The organism is Mucilaginibacter tolerans (assembly GCF_030519375.1).
GTDB lineage: Bacteria > Bacteroidota > Bacteroidia > Sphingobacteriales > Sphingobacteriaceae > Mucilaginibacter.
The window spans coordinates 38,359-63,461 of record NZ_JAUMKB010000002.1 but is presented as its reverse complement, the minus strand read 5'-3'; the positions used below and the strand labels follow the sequence as shown (position 1 = coordinate 63,461).

12 protein-coding genes are annotated in these 25,103 nt (G+C 40.3%); 1 reads left to right on the top strand and 11 read right to left on the bottom strand.

Translation table 11 applies throughout. From position 1 onward, the window contains the following. Positions 1 to 6 precede the first annotated feature (6 nt). Complete coding sequence (locus Q3A68_RS02840) at positions 7 to 1,008, top strand: DUF3667 domain-containing protein (protein ID WP_302899516.1); 1,002 nt, start codon at positions 7 to 9, stop codon at positions 1,006 to 1,008. A 65-nt stretch (positions 1,009 to 1,073) separates the two neighbouring features. Here the strand turns inward: Q3A68_RS02840 and Q3A68_RS02835 are convergent, their stop codons facing one another. The 11 genes from Q3A68_RS02835 to Q3A68_RS02785 all read right to left on the bottom strand — a co-directional run bounded on the left by Q3A68_RS02835 (position 1,074) and on the right by Q3A68_RS02785 (position 25,098). After that, complete coding sequence (locus Q3A68_RS02835; RefSeq protein ID WP_302899514.1) at positions 1,074 to 3,344, bottom strand: glycoside hydrolase family 3 N-terminal domain-containing protein; 2,271 nt, start codon at positions 3,342 to 3,344, stop codon at positions 1,074 to 1,076. A 55-nt stretch (positions 3,345 to 3,399) separates the two neighbouring features. Then, a complete protein-coding gene (locus Q3A68_RS02830) occupies positions 3,400 to 5,166 on the bottom strand; it encodes a glycoside hydrolase family 9 protein (protein WP_302899513.1) in 1,767 nt (588 codons plus the stop codon). Positions 5,167 to 5,318: 152 nt separating this feature from the next. Further along, positions 5,319 to 6,677, bottom strand: coding sequence for a TolC family protein (locus Q3A68_RS02825; RefSeq protein ID WP_302899511.1), 1,359 nt, complete (start codon positions 6,675 to 6,677; stop codon positions 5,319 to 5,321). A 24-nt stretch (positions 6,678 to 6,701) separates the two neighbouring features. Next, positions 6,702 to 7,379: an ABC transporter ATP-binding protein gene (locus Q3A68_RS02820; protein WP_302899509.1), complete on the bottom strand. Its 678-nt coding sequence runs from the start codon at positions 7,377 to 7,379 to the stop codon at positions 6,702 to 6,704. Between the two features lie 310 nt (positions 7,380 to 7,689). Beyond that, positions 7,690 to 10,116, bottom strand: coding sequence for an ABC transporter permease (locus Q3A68_RS02815; RefSeq protein WP_302899508.1), 2,427 nt, complete (start codon positions 10,114 to 10,116; stop codon positions 7,690 to 7,692). A 55-nt stretch (positions 10,117 to 10,171) separates the two neighbouring features. Beyond that, on the bottom strand, positions 10,172 to 12,538 hold the full coding sequence (locus tag Q3A68_RS02810) for an ABC transporter permease (RefSeq protein ID WP_302899506.1): 2,367 nt from the start codon (positions 12,536 to 12,538) through the stop codon (positions 10,172 to 10,174). A 48-nt stretch (positions 12,539 to 12,586) separates the two neighbouring features. Then, on the bottom strand, positions 12,587 to 15,010 hold the full coding sequence (locus Q3A68_RS02805) for an ABC transporter permease (protein ID WP_302899505.1): 2,424 nt from the start codon (positions 15,008 to 15,010) through the stop codon (positions 12,587 to 12,589). Positions 15,011 to 15,180: 170 nt separating this feature from the next. Then, positions 15,181 to 17,619 carry an outer membrane beta-barrel protein gene (locus tag Q3A68_RS02800; protein WP_302899503.1) on the bottom strand — a complete coding sequence of 813 codons (2,439 nt, stop codon included), beginning with the start codon at positions 17,617 to 17,619 and terminating at the stop codon, positions 15,181 to 15,183. A 64-nt stretch (positions 17,620 to 17,683) separates the two neighbouring features. Then, a complete protein-coding gene (locus Q3A68_RS02795) occupies positions 17,684 to 20,080 on the bottom strand; it encodes an ABC transporter permease (RefSeq protein WP_302899502.1) in 2,397 nt (798 codons plus the stop codon). Positions 20,081 to 20,155: 75 nt separating this feature from the next. After that, positions 20,156 to 22,549, bottom strand: a complete 2,394-nt coding sequence (locus Q3A68_RS02790) for an ABC transporter permease (protein WP_302899501.1) — start codon at positions 22,547 to 22,549, stop codon at positions 20,156 to 20,158. Between the two features lie 83 nt (positions 22,550 to 22,632). Beyond that, on the bottom strand, positions 22,633 to 25,098 hold the full coding sequence (locus Q3A68_RS02785) for an ABC transporter permease (protein WP_302899499.1): 2,466 nt from the start codon (positions 25,096 to 25,098) through the stop codon (positions 22,633 to 22,635). Between the last annotated feature and the right edge of the window lie 5 nt (positions 25,099 to 25,103).

Here is a 25,103-nt window from a genome sequence, read left to right as displayed (position 1 = left end):
TAAGTCATGAAAAAGCATTACCGGCATGAAAATAACTGTCTGAATTGCGGCACCATACTTGAAGGGCACTACTGTCATAACTGCGGCCAGGAGAACCTGGAGCTACATGAAAGTTTTGGCCACTTGATGAACCATACCATAAGCGACTACTTTCATTTTGATCATCAATTTTTTCATACACTAAAACCTCTGCTATTTAAACCCGGCTTTCTTACCATTGAATATATGTCAGGCCGGCGCGCACAATACCTGCACCCAGTAAAAATGTATATTTTTATTAGTATTGTTTATTTCTTGCTTCTGTTTCAAACCAATGGTGATAACAACATTGCACGCATTAACGACAATGGGAAACCGGCTGAAAAAGGCGTAGTTGTTACGCCAGCCAGCAATAAACCCTTTGAACAAGCAAAAAAAGCAGGAGAAGTAGTATTGGACTATACAAAGACACCTAATGGTTGGTTCCATCCTACAACAAAAGATACCAGCTATGCTGAATATCTAACCAATCAAAAAAAGTTAGCGGAAAACGATCGTGATGGTTTCGTTGCAAGAGTCTGGAATAAAAAGACGTTTGAATACCGGGAAAAATACGGAAACCATGCAAAAGAAGTTTTTGCGGAAGAGCTAAGGCATAACATCCCCAAAATGATGTTCATTCTGCTGCCGCTATTTGCGCTTATTCTTAAGATCGCTTTCTGGAGAAACAAAAAATTTTACGTTGAACATTTGATTTACTCCTTTCATTTTCATTGCTTTCTATTCTTGTTTTTAGCCTTTTTTATGCTGTTGCAGTTGATACTACTGCCCTTTGGTAAAAGCGTCATAGAATGGCTAACCTTGCCCGCAACGTTATATGTGATATGGTATATTTACCGTTCGTTGCGTGCGGTATACCATCGCAGTATCTTCAGAACAATTACGAAGATGATAGGAATGTGGATTATGTATTTTGCAGCGCTTTCATTTTGTGTAACGCTGGTATTTGTCATAACAACCATCATTTAATTTATTAAACTATTCCGGTAACGACCATCAGAGTCGTTACCGGAATAATTGATCTTATCAGCATGCTATAATCTTCCCGTTCTCGACGGAACTGTATTGCTGATATATTTAAAGCTAATCGACTGATCGCCGATCATTATTTTGAAATCTCCGCCCTCGGTTACCGTTTTGCTTACATCATTTACAAAAGCTAAGTCTTTCGATGTGAGCTTAAAGGTTACCGTTTTAGTTTCACCAGGTTTTAGATTGATCTTATTATAAGCGCGTAGGCGTTTAAAATCAGGGGCAATACTGGCATACATCTGACTGGTATACAGCAATACCGCGTCCTTACCTTCCACCGAACCAGTATTTTTCACCTCAACGCTAACAGTTAACGTTTCGCCATCCATTAATTCAGTTTTATTAATATGCAGGTTGCTATAGTTGAAAGTAGTATAACTCAAACCTGTACCAAATTCATACAACGGGTTATAGCCATGCTTATCATCCGGATTGCCGTTTTCCAAATTTTTGCGGTAATAATTGTTTAATGAATTTGTATATCGTGGATAAGTAATCGATAATCTGCCTGATGGATTTGCGTCGCCAAAAAGAATATTTGCCAGTGCGTCGCCACCTTCATTGCCTGAAAGATAAGCCATAATGGTAGCCGCCGAATGACTTTCGGCATCTGTAACTATCCTCGGGCGTCCTTCTGCCAATACCAAAATAATAGGCTTGCCGGTTTTAGCCAGTTCCAAAGCCAATTGGGTTTGGGCAACAGGCAGACTCAGGTCATCTATATTACCCACGTTTTCCGTATAAGATAATTCACCCAGGCATAGAATAATCGCATCTGCATTTTTAGCCGCGTTTACGGCATCATCTATATTTTGCAATTGATCGAAGGATGCACCCGGCTGATAAGTTACATTATCCTTCCCTATTTTCTGTTCGATAGATTTCAGTATGGTATTCTTTCCTACTGCTAATTTATCAGCCATCTCGCCCTGCCAGTTATAGCTCCATCCACCATCCAATGATCGCATGGTGTTTGCAGTTGGACCGGTAACCAATACTTTGATACCCTTTTTCAGTGGTAAGGTATTGTTATTATTTTTTAACAATGTGATCGCTTCTGTGGCTGCCTGCAGGCTTACATTGCGGAATTCATCCGAACCAAATTTCGGATAATCATCCGGATTCCCTACGGGGCGCTCAAATAACCCTAATTCATATTTTACCTTTAAAATGCGATGAACAGCCTGATTAATCCTGCTCATTGGCACCTTCCCTTCCTTCACCAGTTCAACTAAATACGTGAAAAATGTATAATCGTACGGTACCATACTCATATCTACTCCGGCATTCACTGCCATCATCACAGCATCTTTTTGAGTAGCGGCAATGTGATGGCGATCGTGCAGATATTGTATATCACGCCAGTCTGTTACAGCTATGCCATCAAAATGCAGTTCACCGCGAAGCACATCAGTCAGCATATATTTGCTGGCATGTATCGGCACGCCGTTAATTTCACCAGAGTTAATCATCAGCGTTTTTGCACCCGCCTTTACTGCCTCGGCAAATGGTGGTAGAAAATATTCGCGCATATAACGATCAGGTATCCATGCAGGCGTACGGTCCTTTCCGCTTAGTGGATAACTGTAGCCTAAATAATGTTTCATACAGGCAGCCACGTGGTATTTATCGCCAACATTATTACCCTGATAGCCGGTAATGATGGCCGCTCCCATAGTTTTTACCAGGTACGGATCCTCGCCAAAAGTTTCATAAATGCGCGGCCAAAGCGGCGATTTACCCAAGTCTAATACAGGAGAATAATTCCAGGGGATATAACTTGCCCTGGTCTCATAGGCGGTGATCTCCCCGGCTTTGTGTACGATATCGCGATTGAAAGTAGCCGCCATCGCTATCTCTTGGGGGAAAAGCGTGCTGCCCAGAGTATAAGTAACCCCATGTATAGCATCAATGCCATAAATCACCGGTATTTTTAAACGATCCTTACCAGCTTCATTTTGTATTTGGGAAATGATATCGTACCAATGTTTCCGGTCGTAAGCAAATCCGCTAACGTTTAGGATAGAGCCGACATGATACTTCATAATGGCTTCCTTTAGTTTATCAAGGTCAAGCTGGTGTGTACTGACATTGCTTTTGGATACAACGTCCAGCGTTACTTCGGTCATTTGCCCTACTTTTTCTTCCAGCGTCATTTTAGCGATCAATGCGTCGACTTTCTTATCGAGCGCATCGGCAGGCTTTTGGGCCTGAACTAATACCGGAATTGTAAGCACTGCAAAGCCGATGAGGTTTAAAAATACTCTTCTCATGGTTGTGCGTTTGGTTTGATAGTTGGTTTAATAAAACGATATAATAACTTTATTTTTAATAACTTATGTTATTTTGCAATGCTTCGAGCGCGTTGGCAAGGTAGGCAAACGGCGAATTCCAGTTAATTGCAACTTCGTTAGAAGCATATGCCTGGTCATTATCGGTATACGCCTCATCAGGAATAAATGACGGTAGCGGAACGTGGTCCTCGTCACCTGGATTTGCACCTCCCGCCAGTAAACCGGGTATTGGGTCAACTATACCATCTGCAATAGACGGACGATGGTGCGGATGCATAGGGGTTTTGCTTCCATAACCCGTTACAAAAGAATAACCAGTACCATTACGGCCCAAAATATAATCAAGGTTATCTAAAGCATATTTCAAATACTTTTTATCGCCTGTAAGCTTATAAGCTTGTATTAATGCAATCCCCTGATTGGCTGCTACAGAATTACTTCCCCAAATGAAATTGGCCTTCTTTTTATACATTACGGCTATATAAGCTGTCTTACTTGCGTCTTTGATCAGGCCGTCGGCATAACTCACTATACGTTTTTTTATTTCAGCAATGTTTTTGTAGCCTGTACCCGCTACACGCTCACTATTTCTTGCAATGGTGTAGTACCCAAGCACACGCACCTGGCTCCATGAAGGCAATGGCATTTTGACATCAGGAATTACATTGATCTTGTGAACATATTTAATGTCTTTTAAAGTGACGAACAATTCAGATGCGGCCCAAATAAATTCATCTCTCACCTCACCGTCTCCATAGTCACCGGTCGTTATTTTAGGACTGAAATTATCATTCAGAACATATTTATTATAAATGATATGGGGATGTGTTTGAGCCCACTCCCAAGCTTTCAAAGCGGCCTCACGACAAGAATCCGCAAAGCCCGGCAGTTGTACCTCATATTGTCTGAATACGCGGGCTGATTGTGCCATTACAGCAGTAAAATCCAATGTCGCAGCAGTGCTTTTTTGGATAACATACCGTGGTTCAGTCGCTTTATCCGGCATTTCCATTTTATCAAAGGCTGCATTGGTCAGTTTGTGATACACTCCGCCATCGATTGAATCCTGCATGGTTAGCATCCAGCGCAGGTTCCAGAGCGTTTCGTTTAATAGATCAGGAATGCCGTTCCCACTTTCCGGTATATTTAGCTTAACGGTTTTCATATACTCCGGAAAGTCTTCATAGAGGGACAATAATGTATAGGTTGAAATACCGCTGTTAACGATGTACTTATTGTAATCGCCCGCATCGTACCAGCCGCGCGGCGAAGATACCAGGGTACCCTCAGGCCGGCCCTCGCTTACTGCGGAGGCATGCACCAATACTTTATTATCCGGATGCCCCATTGCCCTGTGCCATTTTCCTGCATACTTTTCCAAAAGCGGCGTAGATGCCCGCATAAAGTAGAATGCTTTGATAGAGGCATTGGCAACCTGCTGATGAACATTTTTAGAAATGCTGAATGTATAAGAAGTACCTAGGCCCGAAACATTTAAAACATATTTTCCGGGTTTGGTAAAGGCTGAAAAATTTGCAATCCAGGTGTACTGACCCGCAAAATTAGGTTGAATAGACTTTTTGAGTATACCTTTGAATACTATTTTCTTATCTGGTGTCTGAAGCGAGAAACTCCCCTTTTTATTTGTTAATACAATAACAATCTTGGGAGCATTAGGATAAAAACCAACCTGATTAAGCCGTATTTTATATTTCCCGCTATCTGATTTAAACTGTGCTGACGTTGTTAAACGGAAAAAAGATAAAAGACAGAGTGATATGTAAAGGGCTTTCTTAAACATAAATTTTAATTAGCCCTTAAATTTACGGTCTTTATCCGATACCTGCAGAACTAAATACCTGATTTATAGCACATGATTTCAACAAATCATCATACAAAAACACGGATCGCTGTATTTTATATTAAAAACACGGCTTAATAAATCGGCAGTAATTATTGCAATGACAATTTGCCCTGATAATAATCCAGGATTTTGCTTTCGATGAAGTAATCGTATTTGGCACTGATCAGATTCACAGTAGCCGATTCAAGGTTATTTTTTGCAATAATAAAATCAACTGTGGTCAATACTCCGGCATCAAAACGGAGTTTATAGATACGATAACTTTCAGTATAAGCTTTAACCTGATCATTTAGCGATTGATATCTTTTATAAGCAGCCATCATATTATAATAGGTCTGCTCAATATTCTGCTTCAATTGTATTTTGGTATTTTCCTCTACATCTTTCTGATACAAAGCATTTAGTTTAGCCTTATCTAAGGTATTGCGTTTGTAACCATTATTAAAAATTGGGATACTCAAACCTAAACCAATCGAAGAGTTATAGTTGTTTTTAAGCTGATCTCTATATGCAATAGAACGGGATCCACCAATAGAATCCTGTTGGGTGGCGGTATTTGAATAGGCAGTCTGTAAGTTACCACCTATTGTTAAAGCTGGATACAACGCCCCCCTAGCGGCCTTTACGCTCTTTTCGGCCGATTGGCGGGTCAAGGCAGCAGCTTTTACTGCAGCAAAAGACTGTAGTGCAGATTCATAAACCTGGTTTGGATCGGCGCCGTAATCGCCTCGTAAATCTTCAGCATTCAGGCCCTGGAATGTTGCCTCTGACTGATAAGGCATGTTCATCAATTGAAACAGGTTTAGCCTGGATGTATTCAAATTATTTTGTGCATTAACGACAGAAACTTCATTCGTTGCCAATGCACCTTTTTGATCCGTAAGATCAGATGCTGCCTTATTTGCGCCTTGCTTTTCAAGTATCTCCATCCTGTTTACAGTCTCTTGCTGAACGGCCAGTGCATTTTTACTTGCATTTAATATTTCCTGGTTGTCCAATATTGCCAGGTAACCAGTTATTACATTTACGGTAACTACATCTTTAGCAGCCTGAAAATTCATTCTACCTGCCTGATAAGCTAATGATGCTGATTTAATAGCATTTTGCAATGCAAAACCATTGAATATGGTCATATTGCCATTCAGGTTATAGCTGTCATTAGTTTGCGATTGATTCACATATGCGTTGGTAACCGGGCTGATACCACGGCCATTGTAGAATGTGCGTTGCGCATTGGCATTAATAGATGGCAGCAGATTTTCCTTAGATTGCCGCAGATCGATTTTCGCCGATTCCGCAGTCATGTTACTTTGTTTTACCTGCAAATTGTTTTTAATAGCAATATCAAGGCATTTTTGCAACGTAAACAAAGTATCCGTTCCCTGTGCATTCGCCAAAATACTGCCGCCAATAAAAAGAAATGTTAATATGTATTTACTAAATCGCATTGTATATATCGTGTTATTTGTAGATCAGAATTTTCTTGAGGAGCTGATTTTACCGTCCAGAAGATCGATAATACGTGTTCCGTATTCCGCATTTTTTTCAGAGTGTGTCACCTGGATAATCGTTACTCCATCTTCTTTATTTAATTTCCTGAACAACTCCATTATCTCTTCCCCTTGTTTTGAGTTAAGATTACCTGTAGGCTCATCGGCAAGTAATAATTTCGGCTTTGCAATCAATGCACGGGCAATGCCTACCAGTTGCTGCTGACCACCAGACAATTGAGCCGGGAAGAGATCTTTCTTACCTACAATCTGGAACCTGTCGAGCATATCGGCCACCATTGCTTTGCGTTCCGATCCTTTTACATCCTGATAAATTAATGGCGTTTCAATATTCTCATACACGGTCAATTCGTCAATCAGGTGATACGCCTGAAAAACGAACCCGATATACTGTTTATATAAAGCCGAGCGTTGTTTTTCTTTAAGCTGGTGCACAGCCTGTCCTATAAAATAATGGTAACCTTCAGAAGGCTCATCCAGCATACCGATAACGTTTAGTAAAGTAGACTTACCTGATCCTGACGGGCCCATGATTGAAATAAATTCGCCTTCATCCACCTCAAGACTCACATCGTTCAGTACAAAATTCTTGTTTCCGCCTGCCTGGTAATATTTGGTAACGTGTTGTAGTGATAACATTTGTTTAATTTTTGAATTAATGATTTAGTGAATTATTGATTTAATAATACTAATTCATCTTGGCATTAAGCAATCAATAACATACCAAAGTTTCAATAATCTATATATCAACAAGTTATACAATATTTGATTTTGCTCGGTGTTCGCTTATGTAACAGGATGCGTTCGGTTATGATACAGTTGGTCTTATACAGTGAGATTAGTTGATCAGAGGTTATCAGTGATCGGGTTGGCTATTGCACAAATAAATCCCTCTCAATGGAGAAGGATCTCTTATTCTCTTTTAATAACTGGTTTAACGGATAACCGATCACTCACTCCTCAAACTTTTTACAGGATTGGCCAACGCCGCTTTAACAGCCTTATACCCTACTGTGGCCCAGGCAATGGCTATAGAAGCAATGATGGCCAATATGAATATATCCGGGCTTATAGGAATACGGTAAGTAAAATCCTGCAGCCACTTATGCATAACATAGTAGCCTATGAATGATGAAATAACAAAAGCGATGAGGATAAGTACTGTAAATTCTTTTGAGAACAGATAAACTATATTCACTACTGACGCTCCCAGGGTTTTACGTATTCCAACTTCTTTAGTACGTTGTAACGTCATAAACGAAATCAGGCCATATAAACCAAGACACGAAATGAATATCGCGAGCCCTGCAAATATTTTTGCCAATTGAGACTGCTGATCCTCGCGCTTATAAAAGTTGGCAATTTTTTCGTCCAGAAACTGGAATTCATATAAGCCGTCCGGGTAGGTATTGTTCCACAGTTTTTCAATCGAAACGAGCGTTTGATTTACATTCTTCGGTTCAATCTTGATGTTCAATTTTTGATAAACGTCTTTCCAACTGCTCATTAAAACAGGCGGAATAGCATTTTTCAGCGACCCAACATTGAAATCCTTAACCACTCCAACAATGGGCGCATATTTCTTCTTGTCATCCCATAGTTTAATGTACTTACCGATTGCATTCTTAGGATCACTGATCCCTAATTTGTGTATTAGTGTTTCGTTAACGACAAACCCATGTATAGTGTCGCTTTTCTCATATGGCTGCCCGGCAACAAATTGAATATTATATAATTTAAAATATTCCGCATCAGCCCATTTCAGACTAGCTCCAAAATTGGTTTGCTTTGCTGAATTATTGAATTTAAAATCAGAACTCCAGCCATTATTATCGGACGGACTCGCAAAGCTAAAGCTCACATCTTTTATACCCGGTTGTTGCATAAGTTGATCCCGCAGGGTATTGATTTTAGTCTTGCTAACACTGTCGCCGGGAAACGGGACTGTCAAAATTGCATCTTTATCGAACCCTAACGATTTATTCCTGAAATAGTCCATCTGGTAAACGATCACGAGTGTTCCTATCACCAGGAACTGCGCTATCATAAATTGTACTACAACCAATGTCCTTCTAAGCGAGATACCACTTGCTTTCCCTGCCTTGATCCTATTCTTCAAAGCTTCTATCGGGTTAAATCCGGATAATACCAAAGCAGGATAAAAACCTGATAACAGCGTTACTCCGACAATAGTAGCAACCAAAAATGCCAGGAATACAGGATCAGTGAAGAAAGCTCTGCTTAATTCTATTTCCAACAAATGGTTAAGCATCGGCAATGTCAATTCAGCAATCCCAATGGCAAGAACAACTGCAAATAAAGTAATGATCAATGTTTCAGTGATGAACTGCATTGCCAATTGATTGCGGTTACTTCCCAAAACCTTTCGGATACCCACTTCTTTTGAGCGGTTTACTGCTTGTGCTGTAGCCAAATTGATGAAGTTAACGCAGGCTATAAGCAAAAGGAACAGCCCGATCAGGCTAATTACATTAAGTAATTGTTTACTAAAAGGATGTCCTCCGTACACATTTACTTCAGTATTATAGTGCATTTCCTTCAATGGCTGTAGTTGCAGCGCGTCTTTGTTATAATCAGCTGGTTTATGCTTTTTCACAAATGCTTTCAGGTTTTGATCAAATTGCGCCTGGCTCATATTATCGGGCAGTATAACAAAGCAGCTATTATCTCCAAACGTGCTTACCCAATCGTGCAGGTTGCCATAATAGTCGCTTCCCTTTGAACGTAAAGTCGCAAAAGAGACGATCAGCTTCATCGGGATATCTGTATTAGGTGGTGTGTTTTCGATAATGCCGGTTACCTTCAGATCAGTTTTGTTTTCATATTTAATGACCTTACCTATGGCGTCGTGCCAGTTCCCGAAAAATTTATCGGCTTCATCTCTGCTCAGTACAACGGTATAGGGCTCCGTCAAGGCGGTTTTCTTGTCGCCAGCCAGCCAGGCATAATCAAAAATTTGAAAGAATTGTGGTTCTATATAATACGCCCAGTCTTCCTTAAACTTTTTAACCTGCTCACCTTTGCTCGCATTCCCGATTGAATAATGGCTCCCATCATTTTGCATCACTTGTGCAACCTGCTTTAATTGAGGAAAATCAAGCCTCAACCCTTCTGAGATAGGCAACGGCAAACCGCTTGAAAGGTTTATACCATCCGGATTATGGAATGCTGTTATAACACGGTATATCTTATCCTTTTTGGCATGAAAGGAATCAAAACTTGTCTCAAACTGTATAATCAGAAAAATAAGGGTGCAGGCCGCAATACCTATTGATAACCCGATAATGTTAATAGCTGCATAGCTTTTGTTACGCATCAGGTTACGCCACGCTGTTTTGAAATAATTCCGTATCATAATATTTAAATGCTAAGCTCTAAATCCTAAACTCTAATGACTAATGACAAATCCTTCACTCCGAACGCAAACTTTTCACCGGGTTCATCAGCGCCGCCTTAATAGCCTGAAAACTTACTGTAGCCAGGGCGATCAGCATGGCTAAAACTCCTGCCAGGACAAATACCCACCAGTTAATATCAACCCGGTATTGATAGCTTTCCAGCCATTTATGCAATGCCCAGAATGCTACCGGGAATGCAATAACGCAAGCGATACTGACCAACTGTAAAAAGTCTTTTGATAACAGACCGGCGAGCACCGATACTGAAGCACCAAGTACTTTGCGTATGCCAATTTCCTTGATCCGGCGTTCGGCTGTGTATGCTGCTAAACCAAATAGCCCAAGACAAGAAATAAAAATGGCCAATGCAGCAAAAACACCTGCTAATGTACCTGTTAGTGTTTCTGTCTTAAATAATTGGTTAAAGTCATCATCAATGAATTTGTATTCGAAAGAATATCCAGGATAATCTCTTTTCACGATATTCCCTGCTTTGGTTAAGGCATCCTGAATATTAATGCCTGTTTTAAAGCGAATGCTTAACACAGCAGTACCGGAAGGATGATTGTACAATAACAAAGGTGCTGTTGAACCATATGGATCGTTGTATAAGTAATCTTTTAATATACCTATGATTTGGAATGGTTTTTTCCCGCCATCACGGATAATTCCACCTATCCGCCCCTCTTTGCCCATTTGTTTAGCGAAGGTTTCATTAATGATTACATTCAGGCTATCAGTTGCAGAGTTGGTATTGAAATCATGACCTGCCACTAGCTTCATGCCCATAGTTGAGATAAACTGTGAACTCACATTTTGCCACGATATCAAAGGGTTTTTAGAAGCATCTTTACCCTCCCATGTGTAGTTATCTGTATTGCTGCCAACTTCCAGTGATATATTATCGCTCAGCGCAGCATCTTCGACTACACCCGATTGTTTCAGATCATTGTAAACGCCTGAGAAATGATCAGACTGATTACCTTGCAAATAGATGTAAACCATATTATCCTTATTATATCCCAGGTTACGGTTCTTAACATGCTGTATTTGCTGGTAAATAATAATGGTACTGATGATCAGTATAATTGAAATAGAGAATTGGATCACCACCAGGCTTTGACGAATAAATCCAGAGCCTGCACTTGACTTTATCCGGATATTCTTCAGAACGGTAATAGGGTTAAACGACGACAAATAAAATGCAGGATAACTACCGGCCAATAAACCTGTAACCGCTCCAATGAGGAAAATATAGATCAGGTGTAAAGGCTCCAGTATATTTACTGATAATTCCTTCTGCACAAGCGTATTAAATGACGGCATAGCTGCATAAATCATACCTATTGCCAGTATTACGGCGATGAACGACATGATGACCGCTTCGCCAATAAACTGGCCGATCAGTTTGCCCTTGCCAGCTCCCATTACCTTACGCACCCCTACTTCTTTTGCACGTTGTTCGGAACGGGCAGTTGACAGGTTCATAAAATTGATACAGGCGATCAATAGAATAATCCAGGCAATGAAAGAGAACAACTTTACATATTGAATTCGGCCGCCACTCATTTTTCCATCAGTAAAACTGTTATGCAGGTTCCAATCATTCATGGCAAATAGGAAGCAAACTGTAGTGTTATCTGACTTTGTCTTAGATGCGATATAGTGGTTTAGTTGATTATTAATTGCAGCGACATTTGCGTTAGGCTCTAATTCAACCAGCGTACGCACCCAGTTAGCACCCCAAATAGTCATCCAGGGTTGCTTGTGATCTATATTTTCCAATGGGGCCAGCCATTGAAACTGGTAAGTGGAGTTTTTGGGCAGATCCTTAAATACCCCGGTTACTATATAGTCCTGCTCGTTGTTAACTTTTAAAGCTTTACCGATAGGATCAGTATCGCCAAAAAACTTTCGAGCCATGGTCTCGTTGATCACCACCGAATGCAATTGCTTAAAAGCATTATCAGCGGATCCCTCTACAAAAGGTAGCTGCAGCATAGAGAATATCTCCGGATCAGCGTAGTTTCCGGTTTCGGTAATGATCTTATCACCCAAAGAAAATAACGCATTGTTGCCGTCGCCGGTCATCCTTGCAGTATTCTTAATGCCTGGAATTTCACCTTTCATGGCTTTTGCCATAGGTCCGGGCGTGGCAAAGAACGTACTGGTCTTACCTTCGTAAGTCTGATTTTCATAGACTTTATACAAGACATTGCGTTTAGCAAAATTGTGATTGAAGGTGAGCTCATCCTCTACCCACAAAAATATCAGCGAAGCACAAGCTATTCCAATAGCCAGCCCGGCAATATTTAAAAAACTGTACGACCTGTTCTTCAGCAGGCTGCGCAAGGTGGTTTTAATATAGTTCCTTATCATAATGTTCAAATTCCAAAATCTAAACCCTAAATTCTAATGACTAAAAACTCATTCCGAACGTAGACTCTTCACTGGCGTTACGTGCGCTGCCTTGATCGCCTTATATCCTACTGTAAACCAAGCCAAAACGATCGCACCCACCAATGCGAGTACAAATGCATCCGGGCTAACCGGAATCCGATAAACAAAGTTTTGCAACCAGCCCGACATCATATACCAACCCACAGGTACCGCAATGACAAATGCCAGCATTATCAACAGTATAAATTCCTTTGAGAACAGGTAAACGATGCTCACTACGGAGGCACCTAACACTTTCCGCACCCCTACTTCCTTGGTTCTTTGCACCACCATGAATGATACCAGTCCATACAATCCCAGGCAAGAAATGAATATGGCTATACCGGCAAATAATTTATAAACCAGCGCCATCTGATTTTCCTGCTTGTAAAACTGAGCTATATTATCATCCAGAAAATATCCATTATAGGCATATTCTGGATAAGTGTTTTCCCATAGTTTTTGTAAGGTAGAAACCGTTTTGGTAAGGTTTCGGGTTTGAATTTTTATGGCAACTTCTTGTTCAGAGGATTTGCTTGGCGAGATAACAATCGGCTTAACAGTTTCCCGTAATGAATTCGTTTTAAAATCCTTTACTACACCGGCAATTGGCAACCATCTGCCTCCACCTAAACTCACCGTTTTTCCAATCGCATCTGCCGGGTTGCGAATCCCTACTTTGCTCAGGAAGGTTTCATTTACTACTACCTGCCTCGCTGTGTCGCTTTGGTCATACCCTTTACCTGCTATAAAGTGAAGCCCGAAAGTTTTGAAATAATCTGCATCGCCATATTTTAACCACGTAGTAAGTCCGTCATCTTTATGGACATTGTTAAAATAAAAATTGGTTGCCCAGTTGTTATCGGATGACGGCACGTCGGATATGAAACTCACTTCGCGTACATCCGGGTTTCGTAATAACTGCTGCTTAAAGGGATCAATTTTCCGTAAGCTTAAGCTATCTGTATATCCCGGTATTACCAATATGGCCTCTTTGTTAAAACCCAAATCGGCCTCATTCACAAAATTCATTTGCTTAATAGCGATGATCGTTCCGATGATTAGTAATTGAGAAATTGCAAATTGTGCTACTACCAACACCCTGCGAAGCGGAATACCGCCAATCGACGCAGCAGTGATTTTGTTCTTTAAAGCTAATACGGGCTTAAATCCGGATACAACCACAGCGGGATAGATACCTGATAAAAGAATAACGATAATTGTGGTTGTTAACAGGAATAAAATACTCCCCGGGGATAATAGACTGATCGAATCCGGAACGTTTGCAATATTTTTGAGGTAAGGCAGCAGTAATTTGGCGATGAGGACGGATAATGATACAGCAATAATCACCAATATGGCTGTTTCTCCTATCACCTGCCCAATCAGTTGTCTGCGGCTGCTGCCTAATACTTTCCGTATACCAACCTCTTTTGACCTGCCAACGGATTGCGCCGTTGATAGATTGATAAAATTGATAGAAGCCATAACAATGATCAAGACCGCAATAAATGATAAGGTAGCCAATGTTGACTTTTTTGTCATGTGGTCGCCAAGCACATTACCAAAGCGGGCATCAAAATGCATTTCAGACAAAGGTTGCAGGAATTGGGTCTTGTGGACAACATCTTTGCTTCCGGAATGCCTATGATTAAAGTCCTTCAACTGCGCATTTATTTTCGCAATGGACTCATTTTCAGGCACGCTCATAAACACCTGGTGATTGCTGCTTACAGATCGCCAGTCGTAGTTATAATTATAATCTTTAGGGTGCTGTTTCCAGGTAATAAATGAGATCAGCACTTTTAAAGGAAAATCGCTGTTAGATTTAGCATCATCTATTACCCCGGCGACTTTCAAGTTTAATACATTATCCATTTTGAGCGATCTGCCCATGGCATTTTTCCAGTCGCCGAAATATTTCGTGGCACTGCTTTTATCAATGACCGCCATATTGGGTTGAGCCAACACCGACGGGCCGCCAGCCAGCCAATCAGCCTGAAAAATATCGAAGAACTGGGGCTCCAGAAACATAACGCCCACATTTTCTGTGAACTTTTTATCCGAAGCCTGGTTACCTGAACTGCTTAAAGGCACAGTTATCTGACTGCCATAACTGGTATTGATGGCGGCAATTTTTGCCTGTGGAAAATCAAGACGAAGCGCATCGGTCGATGGTACAGGCAAACCTGGATTATAAGTAATTCCGTCGTTATGCTTTTCACGGGTCACCACGTGGTAAATATTTTTAAAATTGGGCCTGAAAGTATCGAAACTCAATTCATATTGAACAACAACGAAAATGAGCAGACAAGCCGCAATTCCAACAGTAAGTCCCGAAATATTAATGGCAGCATATCCTTTGTGACGAACTATATTGCGCCAGGCGATTTTAAAGTAACTTTTCAGCATAAATAGAATTGTTTATATCATCAGAAACCATGTAAACAATGTACCAAAACCAAAACAAACTGATTATTAACACGTTGTGTAATATAAAAGTTTACGAACGTGTTCGTATATGTAACACAGTGTGTTCGGAAACGATACAGTCTTTTTTATAAACGAGAGGCAAAATCACATCAGCCATTACCTACTCTATCACTTTCCTCTGTAGCGCTTCCTTCAGAATGGGTGTTGACTTTATAGGTTTTTCCGAAACGATAAGTAAAAGCAACTGTGAAAACCCTTGAATCTCTTTTTTCCTTAAAATATTCTGTTGCGTTTGGAAACTGAGTTAAACCCTCCATAGCATTTGTGTAAAAAATATCACGCGCACTGAACTTTAAAGTTCCTTTCTTTTTTAGGATAGATTTTGAAAAGCCAAGCGACAGCTGACCAGTGGGATATAATAGCTCCTGTATATCGTTGCGAGCTTTTGTAGTGTAAAAGCCGGAAATTTCGGCGGTATACGCTCTGGCTATAATAAACTGGCTTGTTGAGCTTATATTAAGCTGGTTGATTTTGGTTGTATAATTATTGCCATTGAATCCGGCAAGCTGTTTATGGTTGTAAACAGCTTGCGCGGTAAGTGACCACCATCTAAACAACGATGTAACAACAGACGCGGAGAGACCAATATTGCTTGTGTGACCAACATTTCCCTGTGAATATAAAAGTATCCCTCTTGCGGTATCCGCCAGGAACAGTTGCGAAAAATAGTTATTTATAATACTGTACGATACGCTTGTTGTAAGCAAACTTCTATATTGATGACTAAGCTGCAGATTCCAGCTATATTGTGGTAAAAGATATGGATTACCTGTTTGATAGGTGTATTTATTAATAATGAAATAGAAAGGGTTTAGTGTTTGAAAAACAGGCCGGTCTATACGTCGGCCGGCGGTAAGGGTAAAACTATTTGATGAATCTGCCTGATAGCTGACACTCCCACTTGGGAAAAGCCCACCATAGTTACGCGAAAAAGCCGAATCTTTCTGAATAGCATTACCTAATTGGTGAGCATGATAGGTAGTGTGTTCGTATCGTAGGCCTGCCTCTAAGGTTAAATGCTCATATTTTTGATCGATATTAACATATACAGCGTTGATGTTTTCATTGTATTTGAAATGATTGTTTTTGGTATTATCCTCGATCCAATTCGATCCATCGAAATTCTGATAGGATGCTATATTATCTGTACTGCTGTGTGACGATTTTAACCCAGCCTGATAGGATGTATTTTCACGGCACTTTAACGTATAGTCGGCTTTGCCCGAGACAATATTTATGGTAGTTGGTATATTACCCCTTGATTGCTCATTATACCCATTTGGCGTTTGCAATTGATTATTAAAATCTTCATCAGTTTGAATCGAATAATGCAGCCAGTCAAAATTTGTCCCGATGTCCTGCGATGCGGATAGGACATGCTTGCCATTCAAATTTATAGAACCATTTTTGAACCGGCTATTATTTTGGTTAACAGTGGCTATCGTCGAGTCTGCGGCGCCTGCAGGATTTAACCATGTGGCAGTAGATTTGTTGGCACCGTCGCGTTGAATAAAGGTGCCGCCTAATACTAATCCCACTGTTGTTTTAGAACTGACTTCATAATCAAGTCCGGTTTTCAGCGTATTATTTAGAAATGTGCCTTTAAAATAAGAAGGCTGCTGTAACATTGCAGTCAGTGCGCCCTGATCATCATAGTATTTTCGCAAAGCATAAAGGTCCAGAAGGTATTTAACCCAATTGCGGTTATAAGTAATAAAAGTATTGATTTTACCGCTACGATAATTTAGCGCGAGGTTCTCATTATTTTTAGGGTAAACCCCTTGCCCGATGGATGTTGTAACAGAGCCATTAAATCCCTTCAATTTGTTTTTTTTTGTCTTAATATTTATTACGCCCGCATTACCACTTGCATCATACTTTGCTGAACGGTTTGTTATTAATTCTATTTGCTCTACCTGGGTAGAACTCATACTGCTTAATAAACTGTTCAGGTCGGCGCCAGACAGGTAAGTCGGTTTATCGTCTATGGTTACAAGCACCCCTGTCTTCCCTTGTAAAGTAATACCCCCGTTTCTGTCCACTGTAACCCCGGGCGATTTCTCCAACACCTCAAGTATAGTTGCACCAACGTTGGTAACCGACGAGCTAATATTCAGCACTATTTTACCTTTTTTCTGCTCAATAAACGGCTTGAGTGCCGTAATATTCACCTCATTTAATGTAGAACTCAGAGGCTGTAATGCTATTGTCGCAGTATTTAAGGTGTCAGAAGGAAGCTGATATACCCCTGTTCTGTTGGTTTTATAACCTGTATAAGTTATAGAAAACGTGTAACTTCCTTCAGCAATGTTTTCAAACCTTGCAGTGCCTTTCGAATCCGTAATAGTTGTCTTAACAAGTTTATCGTTTTTCAGTAATCCGACAGAAGCCCCATCAATAGGTTGCGATTTCTCATTAACAACCAATAGTACAAAATCAGATGCCTTATCCTTTGCCGGCTGACAATAGCCAGTTAAAGCTCCAAAGAGTAATATAATTAAGCAGCTTGTTTTTTTAATGAACCACATATCAACGATCAGGTTGTTTTGCTATAAAGTTACTATCTCATTAGCCAAAAACTTCTTCAAAAAACTATTCGGATCGTAAGCTATTCACCGGATTGGCTATTGCTGCTTTAACAGCGTGATAACTAACCGTAATTATAGCAACAGTAACCACCAGTAATCCAGCCCCGGCAAACATCCACCACTGGATATGAATGCGATAAGCAAAGCCCTGAAGCCAGTTATGCATAACCCACCAAGCAACAGGTGAGGCTATTAGAATGGACAATAATACCAGTTTGAGAAACCCGCTGGAAAGCAACGCATTGATAGATGTAATGCTGGCTCCCAACACTTTGCGAATGCCAATTTCTTTTGTACGTTGCTCAATGCTAAATGCCGCCAGGCCGAACAGGCCCATTGTTGCCAATACAATGGTGATTACCGTAAAGATGCTGAATATGGAAGCCAGCCTATCTTCGGCTTTATATTGGGCATTAAAAGAGTCATCCATAAACGTATAGCTGAACGGTGTATCCTTATCATATTTTTCATAGATGCCTTCCATTGCACTAAGTAATGTAGGTAAGTTTGTATGTGGTTTTATTTTAGCAAACAAGCAACCACCAGCAACTCCCCAATCAGCAGCGTTATCTGCGGCTATAAACAAGCACAAAGGGCCAATCTTCCCTTGCAATGAACTGAAGTTAAAATCTCTGACCACACCTGCCACTTCATATTTTTGCTTTCCCCCAAAATCAACTATTTTTCCAATAGGGTTTGAAGGCAGCTTTAACTTGGTTATAGCCATCTCATTGATCACAATGTTTTGGGGATTTCTTAAAATTGAGGCAGAAACCGGTGGTATTTTCCATTTGATATCCAGCACTGGTATAAAAGATGCATCTACCGATAATACAGGCATTGCAATATCCTCATTACTAACTTTATCATGCATAAAAAACATATCATAACCTTTATACATCGGATAGTGCGAAGTAGCGACCAGCTTTATTCCGGCCAGGATGTTTACATCATGCTTAAATCCCTGATATTGTTTGCCAAAACTGTTGCTGATAGGCACCATAATCACATTCTCACGATTTACTCCGGTATCTGTGTGCCTGATATAGTACAATTGCCGGTCAATTACAATTCCACAAATAATCAATCCAACTGAAATTGCGAATTGCAGAATAGTAAATATCTTACGGACAGCTACACCACCAGCCTGCTTACTCATTTTCCCTTTAAGTGTGATCACTGGCTTAAACGCGGATAAAATAATAGCCGGATAACTGCCTGAGATTAATAAAGCAACTAGTAGTAGAACAAGCAAAACGCCCAGCATTATCGGGCTATATAAAAAAGAGGTATCCATTTTCAAATCAAGAGTATTCAGAAATCGAGATTTGAGCGAATAACACAAAACATAGCCGAGAATAAATGACAGTGCAGTAAACACCGTGGATTCGATATAAAACTGCATGGCTATTGATTTTCTGCTTGCACCTGTTACTTTTCTTACCCCGATTTCTTTTGACCGTAAGGTAGCCCGCGCAGTTGTCAAGCTCATATAATTCACGAGAGCCAAAAGCAGGATTAATCCGGCAACGATAGGGAATATCCGGATATATTTAATATTAGCTGAATCACCAAAATTGGCTTCTAAATGAGTATCGGTCAATGCAGTTAATTGCGGGATATCTTTTTCGCTCCCTGGAGTGTTTTTTACCAGGGTTTGTAAAGCCGCCCGCACTTGTGCTGAATCAGCTGGATGTTTTAAAGATAAATAGGTTGTAAATGCACCACCCTGTATGTATTCAGACTTAAGAAAGGGTTTAGCCTCTTCCATTAACTGCAGACTGGTATTTGAAGCCAAAAAATCAAATTCTATGCTTGAATTTGAGGGTACGTTTTCTGCCACCCCGGTGATTAGATATGAATAGGTGCTATCCGTTTTGATTTTCAATGTTTTACCTACCGGATTTTCTGTGCCAAAATATTTTCTGGCCATATCCTGTGAAATAACCATCGAAAAGGGATTTTTTAATACCGTTGAAGAATTCCCTGAAATTAGTTTAAAGGAAAAAAAGTTAAAAAAACCGGCATCGGCAAACAACATGTTTTTTTCAGAGAATTTGGCCCCCTCTTTACCGGGCCCCTCCACTATTACTGGCTTGTAAGGCTTCCTGGTACGCATAAAGCCCGAGACATTGGGTATACTTTGCGTTATCATCGGTCCGCTGGCATAACTCATATATTCTATGTTAACCTCCTGGCCCTGCATACGCAAACGCTCGTTCAATAAAAAAATGTGATCCGCATTTTTATGAAATCGGTCATAGCTATGTTCATGTACCACGTACAGCATAATGAGCATACATGCTGCTAGTCCTACTGCCAATCCTGAGATATTGATGAAACTGAATAATTTATGCCTTAACAAGTTGCGCCAGGCAATTTTTATATAGTTCTTTATCATGCGTTTAGTTTATTGGTCATTTTTCATTCGTGTTACAAAGAATAATCATTGGTTAACCAGTCTTTGATTAGCTGATCACTCGCTCCGCAAACTCTTCACAGGATTAGCCAATGCTGACTTGATGGACTGGAAGCTGATCGTTATTAATGCAATAGCGACAGCACAAATGCCGGCAACCACAAATATCCACCAGTTCATATCTGTTTTGTAAGCGAAACTTAGCAGCCATTTGTTCATCATCCACCACGCTACAGGTACCGAAATAATAATAGCAATGAAAACAAGCTTTACAAAATCTACAGATAATAATGCGGTAATATTGCTAACGCTTGCGCCCAAAACCTTGCGTATACCAATTTCTTTAACCCGCTGTTTAGCTGCGTAGGCAGATAAACCAAGCAAGCCCAAACATGCTAAAGCAATAGCGACTGACGCAAAAACCGTAAGCACTTTGCCCAACCGCATTTCAGAACTATATAGACTGTTAAAGTCTTCATCCAGGAAATGATATTCGAAGGGGCGATAAGGCACCAATTGCTTCCACTTCGATTCCAGGAACGAGATGGTTTGTTGCAGATTGTTACCTTTTAATTTTAATAACAGTATCCGGCCTCTTTCCTCAGGAAATAACACCAGCGGCTTGATTGGATTATGCATCGATTCGAAATTGAAATCCTTTACAACTGCTTTAACATAGCCGGGGCGGGTATCATCCATAAACATCTTTTTTCCGATGGCCTGTTCGGGCGTCCACCCTAATTGACGGGCGGCAGATTCATTTAAGATGAAATGAAAACTGTTTTTCTTGTAGTCGTCGTATGAGGCATCTTTAATGTCTTGCTGAGTTAAATTTGAGCCTGTTAATATTTGCAACCCAATTGTATTCACAAAATCCTCATCTACAACATTGGCTGTAACGGCAATCTGCTGCGTTTCGGGCATTGTAGCAGAACGCATATTATATCCACTCACAATATTTGTAGGGGGATTTGTGCAGCGGCTGATACTGATAACGTTTGCATTCGACTTAAACTCCTGTTTGATAAGGTCAACCTTAGCCTGCATCTTATTATCCATAGGCAATACCAGCACTTGCTCGCGGTTATAACCCAAATTCCTGTTCTGAATATAGTTGAGCTGTTTCTGCATGATAAAGGTTGAAATGATCAATACAACCGATATAGAAAACTGGAAAACAATCAATGATTTGCGTACCCATCGACCGGAGTTTGTATTTTTAAATGAACCTTTGAGCACTCTCACCGGTTGGAAATTCGATAAGATCAAAGCCGGATAGGTACCCGCCAGGAAACTCACCAATATGATTAACAGTAAGGCACCCGCTGTAAATGGAATTGAGAAGATCGCCGCGATGGTTAACTGCTTATCTGAAAGTTGGTTGAAGACCGGCAACAATAAGGCTGCCGCCAAAACACTTAGGATAGTCGAAATAGTACAAAGCAAAACAGATTCACCAATAAATTGCCAGAAAAGCTGCCTGTTACCCGCCCCTATTACCTTACGCACCCCTACTTCCCTGGCACGTTCCATTGACCGTGCGGTATTCAGGTTCACATAGGTAAAAGAAGCGATAGCTAACATCAGCAATGCAACAGCCTCAAGAATGTAGATATAAGTGATACTATTATTAGGCTCAAAACCCTCATAAGGCGAATAAAGGTGAATCTTATTGAAAGGCTCCAGTTCATAATCTACGGTCGCTCCTTGTCCCGCCATTTCCTTTTTCATAAACGGAGTTATCTTGGATTGAAGCGTCGCTATAGATTCTTTATCCTTCAGCAAAAGGTAAGTGGTGTAATTCGCATCCCAGTAGCTTTTTTCTTCATCAGCCAAGCCAAGCGACGACCAGGAGGACAGAAAATCAAATTTTATCTGCGAATTCGACGGACAATCCTGTATCACACCAGTTACCTGGTAAAGTGCAGTATCTGTGCCTACCTTTAATACTTTTCCTATTGGATCTTCATCCGAAAAATATCTTTTAGCGGTCGATTCAGTCAGAACCACCTGGTTTGGTGCTTTCAATACATTTGAAGGCTCGCCGCGAAGAAGCTTAAATGAGAACAGGTTAAAAAATTCAGGATCAGCATACATGAAACTATTCTCATTGATCAGCTTATCCTTGTACTGCACTACCCTGCTATACCGCACCATACGTACAGCTGATTCTATTTCAGGGAAAGTCTGCTTAAACCTTGGTGCAACACGCGCGCTCGTAAAATTACCTTTCTTCATCTCGGTGCCACCGTCGAATTTGTAAGCCATAATCACGCGGGCAATGCGGTCACCGTTTGTTTGGAACTTATCGTAGCTCAACTCATGTTGAATATAAAGCCCGATTAGAAGGCAGCTGCACAAACCAATTGTAAGGCCGAAAATATTAATGAAGGAAGAAGCTTTGTTCTTCCATAGATTTCTGAAGGCGGTTTTAAAATAATTTTTGATCATTTCTTTAGTTCATTTGTTCATTAGTCATTGGTACTCTCGTAGCCGGTCTCTGATTAACTGATAACCGGTTAACTGATCACTGATTACTCGCTTCTCAAACTCTTTACTGGGTTAGCTACAGCGGCCTTAATAGTCTGAAAGCTCAGTGTCAGGAAAGCTGTCAGGAGCATACCTACCCCACTCAGGGCAAAAATCCACCAGCTGATAGTTGTTTTATCGGCAAAATTTTGCATCCATTTATTCATGGCCAGCCATGCCAGTGGAGTTACAATTATAAATGCCAGGATAACTAACAGTACCAATTCAGTGGATAAAAGGGTCACAATTTGAGTTACAGTGGCGCCTAATACTTTCCGCACGCCAATTTCTTTTACACGCAGGTTGGTAGTGAACATCGCTAACCCTAATAATCCCAGGCAGCTAATCAATATAGAAAGCCCTGTTGCCCAAGTAAGTAATTTGGAAGTATGCTGCTCGCTTTCATAAAATTTAGCGATGCTTTCGTCGTAAAAGCTATAAGTGAAATCGTTATCGGGATATATGCCTTTCCATATTTTTTCTATAGTTGTGATGGTCGTTTTCCATTCGTTCCCATTTGCTGTTTGTGGCTTCAGGGATATGTGCATGACATTGTTATTGTAGGTATTGGGATGATATATTATAGCTAAAGGTTTAATAGGCGAATGAAGAGATTTTTGATAAAAATCTCCTGCGACACCAATTATCTCCGCCTGCTTTTTATCCCATTCTATAAATTTTCCTATGGCTTGCTGAGGGCTCTTAAAGCCCAATATTTTTGCATAAGTGTTGTTGATGACCATTTGCTTAGTGGTATCACCAACACGAAGATTACGCCCGGCCAATAATTTTATTTGGTAAACTTGAATGTAATTCTCATCACCCATTTTTAATTGCAGGTCTGTTTTTATTTCCTTTTTACCATCTTTGTAGGTGACTTCAGTGGACCGCGTATTTCCTGAAGATGGAGGTGCTTCGCCTACGCTCACCAGTTCTACTTGTGATAATGTTCGCATCTTATCTGCAAAATATTGCTTTTTCACATCCGAGTTACCTTTGAATGGAGTGGTGATAAACACAATAGCATCCTTTTTAAATCCAAGATCCTTGTGCAGAGCGTAATAGATCTGCTTGCTGACCAAAATTGTTGCCATGATAAAAAATTGAGCAATAATAAATTGGGTAACAGTGAGCGATTTTCGCAACCATGCGTTGCGTGTTTTATTAGTGCCTGTATAAGCCTGGTTCTTAAGAACCAGTACTGGTTTGTAATTGGATAGTACTAGTGCCGGGTAAAAACCGGAGACTAAACTAACAACAACAGTAAGTAATATAATAAATAAAACAAGTCCGGGATGACTTGTTATATCCATTTTTATATCTTTTGAAATAAACTCGGCGAAAAGTTTCAATATTACAGGCAACAGCGCAATCGAAATAACCACCGCCAGCAGTGTAATTAAAAATGTTTCACTCAAATATTGCACTATAATTTGCGAACGGCTACTACCCATAGTTTTGCGTATGCCAATCTCTTTGGCTCTTTGGGAAGCCTGTGCGGTTGTCAGATTGATGAAATTAATACACGCCAGTATTAGCAGGAAAGCGGCTATAGCCAATAAACCATATAAAGTGGTTTTATTGGCAACATTACCAATATCGAAATTGCCATACTTCTCGTTAAAATGCAGATCATTAAAAGGCTGCAGTTTAAACTCTGTAGTGCTCCCCCGGTTTTCAGGTTTTGGAGGATTATTTTTCTTAAGTATTGCATTTATTTGCTTCTCTATACCAGATGGGTTGGTTTTGGGCATTAGCTTTACGAAGAGCTGCGAAGCTGATGTCGTACTACCCCACTCTGTTGGCTGCACCTGGTCTTTTAAGGAACGGGCACTATATATAGTGATGAATGATATAAAGTCCTGGAATTTAAAGTCAGTATTTTCCTTTATAGACTGCACAATACCGGTGACAGTAGTCTTTAGGGTATCCTCGTATACGATCTGCTTTCCCAGCATTTGATCATATGATAATGATGGAAAATATTTTTTTGCCTGGTCCGAGGTTAATACCACCTGATATGGAGCATTTAAAGAGGTTTTTACTGATCCAACCAACCATTTATATTGGAACATATTAAAATAGCGTTGATCGGCAAGTATAACGCACTCCTGATTTTTGAATTTAGCGGGGTTCTTTGTTGCGTTAGGGATGATTGTATTGAACTGATATAGCGTAAAAAACGGCGCCGAGCTCTCTAAACCTGTCACATCATTTTTTACAGCTTCAGCAAGCGGACCGCAAACACCACCGTTATAACCGATTTCGCCAGAAAATGTATAGTTTGTGACAATCCTGTAAATCCGGTCACTGTCTTTGTGGAATTGATCGAATGTAAAATCATAATTGACGATCAGATAAATCGTCAAAGCGGCACTAATGCCGATAGATAATCCAATAATATTAATAAACGTAAATAACTTATGCCGTTTAAAATTACGGAGAGCTATTTTAAAGTAGTTTTTAATCATGACTA

Coding starts and splice junctions, on each gene's coding strand:
- Q3A68_RS02785 (WP_302899499.1), bottom strand. CDS start 25,098: ATGATTAAAAACTACTTTAAAATAGCTCTCCGTAATTTTAAACGGCAT.
- Q3A68_RS02835 (WP_302899514.1), bottom strand. CDS start 3,344: ATGAGAAGAGTATTTTTAAACCTCATCGGCTTTGCAGTGCTTACAATT.
- Q3A68_RS02840 (WP_302899516.1), top strand. CDS start 7: ATGAAAAAGCATTACCGGCATGAAAATAACTGTCTGAATTGCGGCACC.
- Q3A68_RS02795 (WP_302899502.1), bottom strand. CDS start 20,080: ATGATAAAGAACTATATAAAAATTGCCTGGCGCAACTTGTTAAGGCAT.
- Q3A68_RS02800 (WP_302899503.1), bottom strand. CDS start 17,619: ATGTGGTTCATTAAAAAAACAAGCTGCTTAATTATATTACTCTTTGGA.
- Q3A68_RS02825 (WP_302899511.1), bottom strand. CDS start 6,677: ATGCGATTTAGTAAATACATATTAACATTTCTTTTTATTGGCGGCAGT.
- Q3A68_RS02820 (WP_302899509.1), bottom strand. CDS start 7,379: ATGTTATCACTACAACACGTTACCAAATATTACCAGGCAGGCGGAAAC.
- Q3A68_RS02830 (WP_302899513.1), bottom strand. CDS start 5,166: ATGTTTAAGAAAGCCCTTTACATATCACTCTGTCTTTTATCTTTTTTC.
- Q3A68_RS02790 (WP_302899501.1), bottom strand. CDS start 22,549: ATGATCAAAAATTATTTTAAAACCGCCTTCAGAAATCTATGGAAGAAC.
- Q3A68_RS02815 (WP_302899508.1), bottom strand. CDS start 10,116: ATGATACGGAATTATTTCAAAACAGCGTGGCGTAACCTGATGCGTAAC.
- Q3A68_RS02805 (WP_302899505.1), bottom strand. CDS start 15,010: ATGCTGAAAAGTTACTTTAAAATCGCCTGGCGCAATATAGTTCGTCAC.
- Q3A68_RS02810 (WP_302899506.1), bottom strand. CDS start 12,538: ATGATAAGGAACTATATTAAAACCACCTTGCGCAGCCTGCTGAAGAAC.